This is a genomic window from Merdimmobilis hominis, from assembly GCF_016901855.1.
GTDB lineage: Bacteria > Bacillota > Clostridia > Oscillospirales > Ruminococcaceae > Paludihabitans.
Genome location: NZ_JACJKY010000012.1, coordinates 1 through 15,327, shown reverse-complemented (window position 1 = coordinate 15,327; position 15,327 = coordinate 1). Strand labels below are relative to the sequence as shown.

Below are 15,327 nucleotides of genomic sequence, written 5' to 3'. Positions count from 1 at the left end.
GGATTTAAACGCGCCTCAGATCGACGGCACTTTATATTCCGGCAGCTCGATGATGAAAAACGATTTTCTCGATTTGTAGCCTGCGATTTTATTGACAAGCAGCGCGCCCAAGAAGATCAAAACGATACCGGAGAGATACATCACAGTACTCACCCAGCCGGCATTGTCAAAAAACGCGCCCGCAAACAGCGAGATAACCGGAATTTTTGCACCGCACGGCATAAACGGTGAAAGCATCGCTGTCGCTCTGCGCTCACGTTCGTTTCGAATGGTACGGCTCGCCATGATGCCCGGAACAGCACAGCCGATGGTAATGACAAACGGGATCACCGATTTGCCGGAAAGACCAACCTTTTTGAAAATCGGATCAAGCACCACTGCCACGCGCGACATATAGCCGCAGTCTTCCAAAATGGCAATCAGGAAGTACATGACCATGACGAGCGGCAAAAATCCAATAACTGCAATCACGCCGCCGATGACGCCGTCTACCACAAGCGCTGAAACAATCGGGCTTGCATTTTCTAAAAGACCACCGACCCATTTCTGGAATGTTTCAAGCCAGCCGACCATCCAATCGGCAATCGGTGCACCAACCCACACCTGGGAAATCTGGAACACCAAAAACATCACAACTGCAAAAATCGGAATGCCGAGCCATTTGTTTGTGATGACTGCGTCGATTTTATCGCCGAAATTTTTGTCTTTTGTAAGTACTTTGCGCGTTTCCACTTCTTTGACGATATTGTTGACAAAAGCAAATCGTTTGCGGTCTGCATCTTCTACTGCTTTTTTGTCTGTCAGATCGATATCACCCTGATGATACGGTGCTGTCTGTGCTGTATTCACCCGCGCCACAGCCTGCTCGATCACTGCATGCAGTCCATCCGACGAAATTGAAACCGTTTCCACCACCGGGCATCCAAGTGCTTCCGAAAGTTTTCCCGTATTGATTTTTGTATCTTTCTTTTTATTCACATCGCTTTTGTTGAGCGCCACAACCACAGGAATCCCCAGTTCCAGCAGCTGTGTTGTGAAAAACAAGCTTCTGCTTAAATTTGTAGAATCCACGATGTTGATGATAACATCCGGATTTTCTTTTTTGACATAAGAACTTGTGATGCTCTCCTCGCTTGTAAACGGCGACATGGAATATGCACCCGGCAAGTCGACAGCGATCAACTCTTCAGCACCCGCATAGTATCCTTTTTTGATCGGATGCTCTTTTTTCTCCACCGTAACGCCTGCCCAGTTGCCGACTTTTTCATTTCGTCCTGTCAGCGCGTTATACATTGTAGTTTTACCCGAGTTCGGGTTTCCTGTTAATGCAATTCTCGTAACAGATCCTCCTCTACTTTTTTGCGAATTTATACTCGATTAGATTAAACTAACCAATCGTTAAAAAAAGAAAACATCTGCAAATTGCCGTGTTTACACGACAATTGCATCTGCCAGCTGGTTGTCAATGTTATATCTTCCGTCTTTAATGGAAACAACACATCCGCCTTTTAAATGGGATATGACGGTAATCGGCTCACCGGTATAACATCCAAGCGAAAACAAAAACGCATTCATCTCTTCATCATCCGTTTCAATTTGCTTGATTGTATATTCCAATCCTTCGGTTGCCTCTTTCAGTGTCATATCGATTCACCTCTGTTTTTCTTTCGCGGAGAAATTTTCGTTAGACCAAACTAACTTATTTGCTTTAAAATAAGTTAGCATCTGCTAACCGTGTAATAGTATAAAACAAAACACGCACCTTGTCAATAGGTATTTACAAATTTATTTGAATATTTTTCCGAACCCGCACAGCAAAAAAATCACGGCAATCCGCTCACATCAAAACAGATTGCCGTGTAAACTTCTTATTTCACTTATAATTTTTCGAGCATCTCGACAGTGCCGTCCAGCCAGTCGCCGTCAAACAGCTCGATCATGCCGCTGTCGCATGCTGCTGCAACCGCCGGATCGATCGGCAGTTTCGCAAGCACCGGAAGGCCGTATTTCTCAGCCGCTTCCTCAACATGGCTCTCACCGAACACGGAAATGTGCTTGCCGCAGTCCGGACATGCCAGATAGCTGTAGTTTTCGACAACGCCCAAGATCGGCACGTTCATTTTCTGCGCCATTTTCACCGCTTTGCCGACGATCATCGAAACGAGATCCTGCGGAGAGGTCACAACGATGATTCCATCCACCGGTAGTGACTGGAACACGGTCAGCGGAACGTCGCCGGTTCCCGGAGGCATATCGACAAACATGAAGTCCACATCGCCCCACATGACATCGCTCCAGAACTGGGTGACTGCATTGCCGATGACCGGACCGCGCCATACGACCGGCTCGGTTTCATCCGGCAAAAGAAGGTTAATGGACATCACTTTGGTGCCGAGTTTGCTCTGCACCGGGAAAATGCCTTCTTCACTGCCGGTTGCACGCTCGGTCAGATGAAAAATTTTCGGAATGGACGGACCTGTGATATCTGCATCCAGAATGGCGGTTTCATATCCTTTTCTGCGCATCAGTACTGCAAGCATCGAGGTGACGAGAGATTTTCCCACGCCGCCTTTGCCGCTGACGATACCGATCACTTTTCTTACATTGCTGTGCGGATTTTCCGGGGCAAGCATGCTCTCCGGCGCTGTGCGCTCGCCGCAGTTTTCACTGCACGATGCACAGTTATGGCTGCATTCGCTCATGATTCATACGCTCCTAACGAAAGTTTACTTCATTTGTATACAATAAAGAATACGCCTGTTTTCCCATTTTGTCAAGTCCTCACGCCATAGCACTGCGCATTGTTAAAATGTACCGGTCGCGGTCTCTCGGATCGGGGCCCCGGTGACGTGTCGCCGCACCGACACCCGGCGGACAAATCTCATAGCCGTCAAACCGGAGCGAAAGACTTCCCTTGCCTTTTGTTTTCGCGGCAAGCGTCACGCTGTAATCCATGACGGTTGATGCCGGCACACGCGCTTCTGCCAAAAACATTCCGTTTTTGATCACCGGCACATCCGGTTCAGCACGCAATGCAATAAAATCGCCGAGCACTGTTTTTGCATATTCTTCCGGCACTGCAACCCGCATTTTCTGCATCGGTTCGAGCAGGTGCGTTCCTGTGTGCAGCAGTGCATCATACAATGCAAGCGGTGTTGCGAGGAAAAAGTCCATTGGATGGGTGTGAATCGTGTGGTGATTGCCGTCCGACAGCACCACATCCATATCGACAACTTCCCAGTTATACAGTCCCTGCTGTGCCGCACGGTAAAGCGCCGTTTCCACATGACGTTGATACCGATAGAACATCTGGTTATTCGGCACAACCGACGAAAATGTGATGCCGCTTCCGCGCGGCAGCGGTGTAATATCGAGCGTCACAATCGCCCAGCACGGTTTCGGCATGGTATACGCCTCGTGTCCGCGGCCCGGCTTGATCGGTGTTTCCTTATAAATGACCGACGGCGCAGAAAACGTACAGGAAAGGCCATAGCGCATTTGCAGCAGTTCGGTGAGCACCTCGAGCTGGATTTTTCCCGTCACTTTTACGTCAATCTCCTGCTCGCCCTGCTCATAAGACACGGACATGCCGGGATCTTCGGCGGAAAGTTCCTGCAGTGCCTGCAGCAGTGCATACCGCTCGCCATCCGTCTGCGGATGCGCACGCACGCAAAACAGCGGCTCTGTCAATTCATAGTTTGGTGCACCGGAAAGCTCGCCGATGATATCACCCACACGGATATTCGAAAGGCCGCACAGTGCGGCGATCTCTCCGCGCTGTACCGTTTGAATATCGGTGAATTTTTGTCCCTGATACCGGCGAATCTGCGTGATTTTCTGTTCACTGCCGTCCGCAAGCTGCACACTGTCGCGGTTTTTCAGCGAACCGCCGAACAGCCGCACATGTGCCACACGTCCCATCGTTTTGTCGTGTGTCACCTGATACACAATACCCGAAAGCGCATCATCCGTTCTGTTTTTCTCCGAAAAATCACATGCGGCAAGAAGCGAAAGCAATTCCTCCACGCCTTTGCCCTGAAGTGCCGCCAGGCATACAACCGGTGTCACTGTTCCTGACGAAAACGCATCCACAAGCAGTGCTTGTGCCTCTTTCGGCAAAATCTCCTCACCGGAAAGATACCGTTCCATCAGCGCATCTGACGTTTCACACAATGTTTCAACCGATTCGGTCAAAAACGCCGGATCGCTTATCTCACGCTTTGACAGCGTACAGTCTTTTTCTCCTTCGTTATGAACGGCGGTCAGACAGACTGTGCGCAGCGAAAAACGTTCGTGGAGTTCTTTGATAATTTCATCAATCCGGCTTCCCGCACGGTCGACTTTATTGATTGCAAGAATCATCCGCGTATTGGTACGGCAAAGTGTTTCGATCAGCAGTTCGGTCTGCGGCTGGATGCCCTCTACCGCTGAAATCAGCACGACCGCCGCATCCAATGCCGCAAGCGACCGTTCTACATCCGCCGCAAAATCGGCGTGCCCCGGTGTATCAATCACATTGATCCGCACATTCTCATGAATGAGTGAAACGACACTCGTCCGCACAGAAATGCCGCGCTTTTGCTCCACCTGCAGAAAATCGCTCTGCGAAGTGCCTTCATCCACGCGGCCGACTGCACGTATTTGACCGCTTCGGAACAAAAGCTGTTCGGTCAACGTCGTTTTTCCCGCATCGACATGCGCAACAATTCCGATATTGACTGTTTTCATATCCCTTCTCCTATATCAAACGATAAAGCGTTTAAAGCCCCGATTTTCCGTTTTCATACGGCAACTATTTGTTACTATAGCACACGACATTTAAAAACGCAACAAACGAACGAACGAATCTGTCGTTTCGATTTCATAAAAAAGCAGTACAGAACCGCATCCGATTCTGTACTGCTTTCTTTTTTATGTTGGTTTAAATTCGATGAAGTGTAAATGTGGTGCCCTCGAAATCGAGCAGAAGCGGCACAAGCAATCCGGCATTCATCAAAACGGCACCCGACAGATCGCAGGACAGCTCGTCAATATGATAGACGGCATCCGCATCGAGTCCCGCAAGTTTTACCCGCAGTCCGCGGACTGCCGGACGAACGAGTTGGCGCACATAGGTGCAGACCGCTTCCGATTTATCCTTCGATACAAACATCCATGCGCAGTCATCCGACTCAAACGGGCTGACCAGACGGTAAAAATCTCCGCGCTCAACAAGCGGCGCAATCTGATGATAACGGGCAGTCTGTGCGGCGATCTCTGCACGCTCTTCGTCTGACAGTGAAAGCGGATTCAATTCATAACCGAATGTTGCACTCATCGCAACGAGTCCGCGTGTCGCAAACGGTGTGCGGCGGCCAAGCTGATGGTTCGGCGAAGCAGACACATGCGCTGTCATGCAGACTGGCGGATATGCAAGCGAAGTACCGTACTGAATCCGCAGACGTGCAATCGCATCGGTATCGTCGCTTGTCCAGATCTGCGGATGATAACGAAGCATTCCGGCGTCAAACCGTCCGCCGCCGCCCGAGCATCCCTCAAACAGCACATCCGGGAACTCGCTCGTCAGCCTCTGGAGCAGCCGGTACAAGTTTTTCATATAACGGAACATCAGCTCCGGCTGACGGGCAGGCGGCAGGCACGCGGAATATGCATCGGTGATATGGCGGTTCATATCCCATTTGACATACGAGATTCGATGCGCACGCAGCACGCCCGCAATCGTTTCATACAGATACTCAAACACATCGTCTCTGGAAAGATCAAGCACCAGCTGCTGACGGCCCAAGCAGTACGGACGGTCCGGATGGCGAATCGGCCAATCCGGATGCGCGCGATACAGTTCGCTGTCCTCGGAGATCATCTCCGGCTCAAACCACAAACCAAACCGCATACCGACCGATTCGCACGCGTCAATAATCGGATTAAGGCCGTTCGGCAGTTTCCGTTTATCGCAGAACCAATCGCCTAGCGATGTGGTGTCATCGTCGCGGTGACCGAACCATCCGTCGTCGAGCACAAACGTATCAATGCCGAGTCCGCGGCAGCCTTCAATCAATTCGAGGAGTTTTTTCTCGTCAAAACCGAAATAGGTTGCTTCCCAGTTATTGATGACAATCGGACGAACCCGTTTTGCCGCCGGAAGCACGCAGACATTGTTCCGGATCATGTCATGCAGCTGCTGTGACATGCGGTTTAACCCCTGATCGGTGTAGGTGAACATTGCTTCCGGTGTGCAGAATGTTTCACCGTCGCACAGCTCATACGAAAAGTCGAACGGATTGACGCCGCACTGAATGCGCACAGAGTCAAACGCGTCGGTTTCTGCAGAGCAGACAAAGTTTCCGCTGTAAGAAAGCATCATGCCGTATGCTTCGCCTGCATGCTCCGTCGTTGTCTTTGAAGCAAACGCAACAAACGGATTGTGATGGTGGCTCGATGCGCCGCGCCGGCTCTCCACCGAGTGCGTACCGCTCGAAAGCGGCGAGCGGGTGATCTGCCGTTCGCGCACATGCGTACCGTCCAAAGAAATCATGTCAAACGATGCAATCGGCAGATCGATGCTCATACTCATTGCAGAAAGAATCGTGACCGGTGCACCGGTGTTGTTTTCGATTCTTGCACTGCGGGTAATCACATCGAGCGCTTCGTATACCGTGTAATCCAGATGAACACGAATGCCGCTCTGGTCGCACAGCGTCACGGTCAGCGTTTCGTCCCCCGGCGCTGCACACGGCAGTCCGTCAAGCGACGGTTTTTCGGTTTGAATTGTATGAGATTCATACACAAGGTCTAAAAGGCGGCTGCCGTCCTCAAACTGTACATGAATTGCCGGCGCACGATAGTCGCCGTGGCCATATACCGGATATTCAAGCGGCATCAAATCCTGACTGAGCGTATGATCCGGTGTGCGCTTAAAAACCGGCGAAAATCCGCTCGGATAGACCTGCCAAAGATACGAAAGATCTGTGTTCGGAATCTTTTTTCCGTAATACTGCGAGAACAGATATTTTCCTTCGAAAATCGAAAACTGATAGCTTGTATTTGCGGTAGAAAGATGAAACAGCTTTTGTTCCTTATCAAAAGAAATGGGCATTTGGTTCCCCTCCCGATTGTACTTTTCAACGATATTGTAACGCAAACAATCGGACGGTGCAAGACAAAAATGCATGGATTGAGTTTTTATTAAAAAACGTGTATAATAAAAAGAACCCGTACAGAAAGCAGGGAATTATATGAAAACAATCATTGAACTGTATGACCGCGAGCCGATGCGCAACGTATTGGCGCCGTCTGTCATCCGGCCTGCACGTGTGATCTATCTCGGCGGACAGCTGCTTGAAGATCCGCACCGACAGCAGTCGCTTACCCGTTTTTTTGAAATGAAATGCAAAGATACTGAGGTCTTGTTTTTTACGGTTGACACCTTTGATTGTGATGCCATTCGTCAGATGCTTATAGAAATATTGTTTCGGTATCCGGATGCGGTCATCGACATTACCGGCGGCTCAAGCATGATGCTGTTTGCGGTGGGAATGTTCTGCAAGGAACACCCGGTACCCGTCTTTTCCTATCACGGAAGAAAAAACAGACTGTTTGATGTATTCGGCTGTCCGCAGGCACGCACGCTTCCCTGTGAACCGAAATTCACCGTATCGGAAGTGCTGTCGCTTGCAGGCGGGTCACTGCTCCGCTACGGGCATATCACACCAAGTGATTTGACGCCGTCCGTTCTGCAAAAAACAGCGCAGGTGTTCTCGCTCTTTTTGGCGCATCCGCACCGTTTTAACCGAATGGTTCAGTATTTTCAGGCGATCTGTTCGCATGATTCAGATGGCAACGCACTTTCTGTACGTGCACCAATGTCTGTGCGTGTTTCCGGCGGAAAGTCCGTTTCCTTTGACGGTGAGCTTTTGGCACGTCTTGCCGATTTCGGACTGATCCACGACCTTCACGCAAGCAACGGACGGATACAGTTCCGGTTCGAAAACGGGATCATCCGCCAATGTTTAAACGATATTGGTGTGTGGCTTGAAATGTATGTCTACAAACAGGCTGTCGAAAGCGGACTGTTCGACGATGTGCAGATCAGTGTTGTGGTTGACTGGGACGGTGATATTCATGCACCGGTCAACACGATCAATGAAATTGATTTGATTTTAACGCGCGGCGTATCGTCACTGTTTGTGTCATGCAAATCGGGTGTTCCGTCGACGATGGCGCTCAACGAGATCAACACGCTGACCGAATGGTTCGGCGGCATGTTTTCAAAAGGCGCGATTGTGACCATGTGCGATTTGTCCGCATCCTCTCCTGCAACCTATCGCCGTGCAATCGATATGGGCCTTTGTGTCATCCAAAAAGAAGATATTGAATCATCAAAAATCGCAGAACTGCTGGCGGCTGCGGCGCCGGCTGCACCGCTTCTGTGTCCCGCAGAATAAAAAGGAGGCTTTTATGCAAATTTCCAAACTCTTTGAACAAAAATCACCGGTATTATCTTTCGAGGTGTTCCCTCCGAAAAAAGAAAGCCCGATTGAAACCATCTATCAAACACTCGATGAACTGCACGACCTTTCGCCCGATTTCATCAGTGTTACATACAGCGCCGGCGGCAGCGGCGGCAACCATCTGACATGTGACATTGCTTCTGCGATCAAAAATAAATACGGCATTCTGCCGATTGCACACCTTACATGCGTCAGCGCCGATAAAGAACAGATCAGCGCGGAGCTTGACCGGTTAAAAGAAAACGGTGTGGAAAACATCCTGGCGCTGCGCGGCGATATCAACCCGAATGTGCCGAGAAAATACGATTTTGCACACGCAAGCGATCTGACTGCGTTCATCAAAGAACGCGGCGGATTCAGCGTATCGGGTGCGTGCTATCCGGAAGGACATTACGAAAGCGAAAATCTGATTGAAGATATTCTGCATTTGAAAAAGAAAGTGGATGCCGGCGCAGAGCATCTGATTTCTCAGCTGTTTTTTGACAACGATCTGTTCTACAGCTTTTTGGAGCGCGCGCGTATTGCAGGAATCTCCGTTCCGATTGAGGCGGGCATTATGCCGGTCGTCAACAAAAAGCAGATTGAACGCATGGTTTCTCTGTGCGGTGCAAGCCTGCCGCAGAAATTCGTTAAGATGATCAACCGCTATGAGCATAATCCGGAAGCACTGCGCGATGCAGGTATTGCCTATGCTGTCGATCAGATCGTCGATCTGATTGCAAACGGTGTGGACGGCATTCATTTATATACGATGAACAACCCGTATATTGCACGCAAAATCTGCGAAAGCATCGGCGCACTGCGCCAGACAAACGTATGACAGCAGAGCGCGTGTGTACACGCATCCCACTGTCTGAAGTGATGCGCTATGCCGGCTGTCACGGTCACGATGAACGCGCAGAACAAATGGCGGCAGACAGCATTCAGGCACTTTCCTCGGTCATTCGGCCGCGTGTTGTGTCAAAAGTCTGCCGTGTGACACAGACACCGGACGGCTGTCTGTTTGACGATGCGCTTTTGATTCCCGGAAACGATCTTTCCGCACTGTTAAACGGATGTGACCAAGCCGCACTGCTTGCCTGTACGCTGTCTGCACAAACCGACGCATTCATTCGAAAGGCGGAACTTTCCGATCTTTCAAACGCGCTGTTTTTGGACAGCTGTGCGACGGCAGCGGTGGAAGTTGTCTGCGACTTGTTTGAAGAAGAACTGCAAAGCCGATATCCGGATATGAAACGCACCATGCGCTACTCACCGGGATACGGCGATGTGCCGATCACTGTTCAGGAAGAATTCCTTTCGTTTTTGGATGCACCGCGAAAAATCGGCCTGTGTGCAACCGCTTCTTCCATTCTGACACCGCGCAAATCGGTGACTGCAATCATCGGCCTTTCGAAAACCGAGGTTTCTCACGCCAAACGCTCGTGTGAAACCTGCAATTTAAAAGATCACTGTCAATTTCGTCAAAAGGGGGACTTTTGTGGACGTTAAAACACTGTTTGACCAGCCGTTTATTCTGCTTGACGGCGCAATGGGCACCATGCTTCAGCAAAAAGGCGTAAAACCCGGAACGGTGATGGAAACACTCAGCATCACCGCACCCGAATGGATCGAAGACATTCACCGCGCTTACCGCGCTGCCGGTTCGGAGATTCTTTATGCCAACACGTTTGGTGCAAACCGATTAAAACTCGAAAAAACGGGATATTCCGTCGAGCAGATTGTATCTGCTTCCATCTCGATCGCAAAACGGGCAGCAGACGGTGCGCTGTGTGCACTCGACATCGGTCCCACCGGCAAATTATTAGAACCAAACGGCAGTCTTTCGTTTGAAGAGGCATATGAAGTATTTGCTGAGGTCGTAAAAGCCGGTGTATCTGCCGGCGCTGATTTGATTGTCATTGAAACAATGACCGATTTGTATGAGATGCGCGCCGCATTGCTCGCCGCAAAAGAGCACAGTACGCTCCCGGTTCTTTGTACCATGACATTTGAAGCAGACGGCCGTACCTTCACCGGCACGGATATTCGCTCGGCTGCCATCTCGATGACAGCACTCGGCGCAGACGCTGTCGGCATCAACTGCTCACTTGGACCAAAAGAGGCCGGACTGCTCGTGCAAACCATGCACGAAGTGACCGATCTGCCAACCATATTAAAACCAAACGCCGGACTGCCTGATCCGGAAACCGGCGCATACGACGTGGACGCATTGCAGTTTGCGGTCGATATTGCCGCTGCTGCTTCAAACGGCGTTTCGTTCATCGGCGGCTGCTGCGGCACTACGCCTGCATATATCCGCGCAGTCAAACAGGCAATCGCCAACATCAAACCGGTACGTCAAGCAAAAAAAGACGCGCTGTTTGTGTGCAGTGCGACAAAAGCCGTACCGATTGACCGCGTACGTGTGATCGGTGAACGCATCAATCCGACCGGAAAAAAACGGTTCAAAGAAGCACTTTTAAACCGCGAAATCGACTATATTCTGTCGCAGGGACTTTCCCAGGTGGAAGCCGGTGCCGATATTCTCGACGTGAATGTGGGACTGCCGCAGATCGATGAAACCGAAATGATGGTCACGGTCGTCAAGGCGCTTCAGAGCGTTGTCGACGCACCGCTTCAGATCGATTCTTCTTCCAAAGAAGCCATCGCTTGTGCACTGCGCGTCTATAACGGCAAAGCGATCGTCAACTCAGTCAACGGCGATGATGAAGTTCTCGACACCGTGCTTCCGCTTGTCAAACAATACGGTGCGGCGGTCGTTGGCTTGACGCTGGATGCAGGCGGTATCCGCAAAACGACGGAAGAACGATTTGCGATTGCCAAAAAAATCGTGGACCGCGCGCTTTCTTACGGCATTCCGCGCCGTGATATCTGCATCGACTGTCTGACATTGACGGCATCCGCCGAACAGGAAGCCGCAATGGAAACCATCCGCGCGGTACGCATGGTGCGCGAACAGCTCGGCGTCAATGCGGTGTTGGGTGTATCGAACATTTCATTTGGTCTGCCGAACCGACCGCTTGTCAACCGCACGTTTTTAACGCTTGCAATGGGTGCGGGTTTAAATCTTCCCATCATGAATCCGAACGACACCGAAATGATGGACGCAGTACGCGCATATGCGATGCTCGCCTGCGACGATCTGCACGCAAACGAATTCGTTGCGCATTACGGCGCAGATACACCGCAGAAAAAAGCCGAACCTGCCGCTTCCTCCACACATACACTCCATGACGCTGTATTCCATGGACTTCGCACGGAGGCTGCCTCGCTCACCAAAGCGCTCCTTTCCGATACAGATCCGATGACGATCGTCAATACCATGCTGATTCCTGCGCTCGACAAAGCCGGTGCATTGTTTGAAACCGGCAAACTGTTTTTGCCGCAGCTCATTCAATGTGCACAGGCTGCACAGGCTTCGTTCGGTGTCATCCGCGAAACAATGGCTTCGCAGGGAAACACCTCGGTGAGCAAAGGAAAAATCATTTTGGCGACAGTCAAAGGCGACATCCATGACATCGGCAAAAACATCGTGAAAGTACTCCTTGAAAACTACGGATTCACAGTCATTGACCTTGGCCGCGACGTTGCACCCGAACGGATTGTGCAAACAGCGATCGAAATGGATGTACCGCTTGTCGGCTTAAGTGCGTTGATGACCACAACGCTTCAAAGCATGGAACAAACCATTGCACTGTTAAAACAGAAAAAACCGGACTGCGTCGTTATGGTCGGCGGTGCCGTCCTGACAGAAGAATATGCGCAGAAAATCGGCGCTGACTATTACTCAAAAGACGCCAAACAGTCTGTTGATATTGCACAGCATATATTTGGTGAAAACGAATAAACAAAAGGGCACCGCTTAAAAAGCGGTGCCCTTTTGTTTGGGTATGGATATATAAAAAGAGAAGATCGCAAGATAGAAAATATTTTGTTCTCCTTCATTATACACTTGTCTAATCAAATGTCAATGTATGAAACGATGGAAACAAAAGAAAAGCAAGAATCACGTGCGAGATAACAAGAATCTGAAAGTCCTTACATAACAAAAAAACAACCAATTGGATAAAATTTAAAATTTATTCATAAAATCCGTTTTTCCTGATTCACAAAGCAGCGAGAGAACGGATTCTTTTTTTGCAAGCCACGGTGAAAAAGCGGTTGCAGATCCGGTGCAGATACCAAGCTGCAGTGCATCCGCAAACGATTTGGTGAAAAGCCATCCTGCCAAAAATCCGGCAACCATAGAATCCCCTGCGCCGACCGAATTGACAAGTGTTCCCTGCGGTGCATCAGCAAAACACGTTTCCCCGTTCTCTGTGAGCAAAACGGCGCCCTGCTCTGCCATAGACACCAAAACGTTCCGCGCACCGTTTTCCTGAAGCTTTTTTGCATAATGCGCAGCTTCTTCTCTCGTCTGAATCGTGACACCGAACAGTTCACCCAGTTCGTGATGATTCGGCTTTACAAGCCACGGCGAAAACGTCAGTGCACGCATCAGCAATGCACCCGATACATCCACAATCACCTCTGCTTTACGCGAAGCAGCCACGGACAACAGCTGTTCATATGCATCCGACGGAAGCGATGCGGGTACACTGCCTGCAAGCACGACAAAATCTCCTGCCTGCAATGCGGAAAGTTTTTGAATCAGTGCCGAAAACGCTTCCTGACTGATGTGCGGTCCGCTGCCGTTTAATTCCGTTTCACGCGCACCCGATACCTTTACATTGATTCTGGTAAACCCGTCCGCCAATTCAATCATATCCTCATCGCAGCCGGCTTCGCTTAACAGCCGGCAAAGCTCTTTTCCGGTAAATCCGGCGCAAAAGCCAAGCGCTTTCGACGGAATACCGAACTGTTTTAAAACAAGCGACACATTGATTCCCTTTCCGCCCGGATAAATCGTTTCATGCTGTGTCCGAATCACCGAACCGGTCGCCTTTCCGACCGTTTCCGCCACATAGTCAAGCGATGGATTCAGCGTAATGGTCATCACCATAGATAAAAGCCCTTCTCTCTGTTTTTTCCTTATAATAACATGAATTTCTGCATCGGTAAACGGCTTTTGATAAAAAACTGTTTACATTTGTTTCACGATGACGGCACAGTTGTTTCACGATGCGCGCACGAAATCAATACATAATCGTAAAACAACGATGGTAAACTAAGCACATCGAAAGTTAAGGAGGGTATCAACAATGACCTTTGAAGAGAACAATCAATTTGGATATAAACCAAACGAACCGGAAGAGACAACCGTCGGTTCACAGCCGGATACCACCGCATGGACAACAAACGCTGCAGAAACCACCGATGCTTATACACAGACTCAGCCGGACATGAACACAGCCGCACCAAACGGATACACCCAAGACGGACAGCCGTTTTATTCGGCGCCGGAATCCACAAGCTACAGCACTTGGCAGCAGGAACCGGCAGCGCCGCAGTGGGGAATGCCGGAACCGCCGAAACCGCCCAAAAAGAAACACGGAAAAGGCGGATGGATTGCATTGCTGCTCGTAGGATGTTTCCTTCTGGGCCTTGCAGGAAGCGCCGCAGGAACCATATTGCTCAACAGCAAATGGATCAGTAATCTGACTTCTAATCAGCAGGAGGAATCCTCGAGCACAAGCGGAAGTTCCTTGAATACATCAAACGATTCCACCACAACACCGACTTCTGTCACAGAAGTTGCAGATGCAACAGCAAACAGTGTTGTTGAGATTACAACCGAAAGTGTCACAACCGGCAATTTCTTTCAACAGCAAATTCTGACCGGTGCAGGCAGCGGCGTTGTCATCACTGCTGATGGATACATCGTGACAAACAACCACGTCATTGAGGACTCCAGTAAAATTACGGTTACACTCCGTGACGGCACACAGCACGAAGCAAAGCTGATCGGCACAGATGTACAGACCGACTTAGCTGTCATTAAAATCGAAGCAACCGGTCTCACACCGGTGGTGTTCGGTGACTCCGATGATTTGAAAGTCGGCGAACAGGCAATCGTTATTGGCAACCCGCTCGGTCAGCTCGGCGGCTCGGTCACAAGCGGAATCATCAGTGCTCTTGACCGTGAAATCACAATCGACGGTCAGGTCATGAACCTCTTGCAGATTGACGCAGCCGTAAACCCGGGTAACTCCGGCGGCGGATTATTCAATGCAAAAGGCGAACTGGTTGGCATCATCAACGCAAAATCAAGCGGTGAAGACGTCGAAGGCATCGGCTTTGCAATCCCGTCCAACACAGCAAAAAAAGTTTCAGATGAACTCATGAAAAACGGCTACGTTTCCGGCCGCGCATCGCTCGGCATCAGTGTAGTACAGATCGACGATGCACAGACTGCGCTGATGTACCGTGTCGATAACATCGGCGTGTATATTCTGAGTGTAAACGAGGGCTCTGCTGCCGAAAAAGCAGGACTGCAGGCAGGCGACCGCATCGTGACGATCAACGATACCGAAGTCATGGAGACCGCAGATCTCACCGCTGTGCTCAGCACATTAAATGTCGGCGATCAAGTCAAACTCACCATCTCAAGAAGCGGAAAAATCGGCACTGCAACGGTAACGCTTCAGGAGCAGTCACCGAACCAGTCCGGTCAGGAATCGACTGAAAGCAGCGCCGCATAAATTTCTCACGCGTTTTCCTTTTCATTTCTCTCTCACATAAAAAAACAGGGCGGACAAATTTTGTCCATGCACCTGTAAAATGAAAGTAGACACTCACAAAAGTGTGGGTGTCTACTTTTTTCGTAGTAAAATAAGAGAAAAAGGAGGAATAGGAATGGGAAAGAAAGGGACACCAC

At 50.0% G+C, this 15,327-nt stretch carries 11 protein-coding genes; 5 read left to right on the top strand and 6 right to left on the bottom strand.

Annotated elements, in window-relative coordinates:
- Positions 1 to 15: 15 nt before the first annotated feature.
- The 5 genes from feoB to H6A12_RS08285 all read right to left on the bottom strand — a co-directional run bounded on the left by feoB (position 16) and on the right by H6A12_RS08285 (position 7,093).
- Positions 16 to 1,332, bottom strand: coding sequence for a ferrous iron transporter B (gene feoB / locus H6A12_RS13805; protein WP_430623637.1), 1,317 nt, complete (start codon positions 1,330 to 1,332; stop codon positions 16 to 18).
- A gap of 99 nt (positions 1,333 to 1,431) precedes the next feature.
- Positions 1,432 to 1,644, bottom strand: a complete 213-nt coding sequence (locus H6A12_RS08300; RefSeq protein ID WP_204446771.1) for a FeoA family protein — start codon at positions 1,642 to 1,644, stop codon at positions 1,432 to 1,434.
- Between the two features lie 233 nt (positions 1,645 to 1,877).
- Entirely contained in the window at positions 1,878 to 2,702 is an 825-nt protein-coding gene (locus H6A12_RS08295) for an Mrp/NBP35 family ATP-binding protein (RefSeq protein WP_204446770.1), read from the bottom strand.
- Between the two features lie 79 nt (positions 2,703 to 2,781).
- Positions 2,782 to 4,728 (bottom strand): elongation factor G, encoded by a 1,947-nt coding sequence (locus tag H6A12_RS08290; protein ID WP_204446767.1) that lies wholly within the window; start codon positions 4,726 to 4,728, stop codon positions 2,782 to 2,784.
- A 193-nt stretch (positions 4,729 to 4,921) separates the two neighbouring features.
- The gene (locus H6A12_RS08285) at positions 4,922 to 7,093 is read right to left on the bottom strand and encodes an alpha-galactosidase (protein WP_204446765.1); all 2,172 of its coding nucleotides are present in this window, start codon (positions 7,091 to 7,093) and stop codon (positions 4,922 to 4,924) included.
- A 139-nt stretch (positions 7,094 to 7,232) separates the two neighbouring features.
- On the opposite strand from H6A12_RS08285, the gene H6A12_RS08280 reads away from it, so the two are divergent.
- The 4 genes from H6A12_RS08280 to H6A12_RS08265 are packed head-to-tail and all read left to right on the top strand — an operon-like array spanning position 7,233 to position 12,357.
- Positions 7,233 to 8,441 carry a Card1-like endonuclease domain-containing protein gene (locus H6A12_RS08280; protein WP_204446762.1) on the top strand — a complete coding sequence of 403 codons (1,209 nt, stop codon included), beginning with the start codon at positions 7,233 to 7,235 and terminating at the stop codon, positions 8,439 to 8,441.
- Positions 8,442 to 8,454: 13 nt separating this feature from the next.
- Complete coding sequence (gene metF, locus H6A12_RS08275) at positions 8,455 to 9,327, top strand: methylenetetrahydrofolate reductase [NAD(P)H] (protein WP_204446759.1); 873 nt, start codon at positions 8,455 to 8,457, stop codon at positions 9,325 to 9,327.
- Entirely contained in the window at positions 9,324 to 9,998 is a 675-nt protein-coding gene (locus H6A12_RS08270) for a methionine synthase (protein ID WP_204446757.1), read from the top strand. Before metF ends, H6A12_RS08270 begins: the two co-directional genes overlap by 4 nt.
- The gene (locus H6A12_RS08265; RefSeq protein ID WP_345941235.1) at positions 9,988 to 12,357 is read left to right on the top strand and encodes a homocysteine S-methyltransferase family protein; all 2,370 of its coding nucleotides are present in this window, start codon (positions 9,988 to 9,990) and stop codon (positions 12,355 to 12,357) included. Before H6A12_RS08270 ends, H6A12_RS08265 begins: the two co-directional genes overlap by 11 nt.
- A gap of 225 nt (positions 12,358 to 12,582) precedes the next feature.
- On the opposite strand, the gene pfkB is transcribed toward H6A12_RS08265, so the two are convergent.
- Positions 12,583 to 13,512, bottom strand: a complete 930-nt coding sequence (gene pfkB, locus H6A12_RS08260) for a 1-phosphofructokinase (RefSeq protein ID WP_204446755.1) — start codon at positions 13,510 to 13,512, stop codon at positions 12,583 to 12,585.
- Positions 13,513 to 13,711: 199 nt separating this feature from the next.
- Here pfkB and H6A12_RS08255 point away from each other — a divergent pair, with 199 nt between their 5' ends.
- Complete coding sequence (locus H6A12_RS08255; protein WP_243415402.1) at positions 13,712 to 15,151, top strand: S1C family serine protease; 1,440 nt, start codon at positions 13,712 to 13,714, stop codon at positions 15,149 to 15,151.
- Positions 15,152 to 15,327 lie beyond the last annotated feature (176 nt).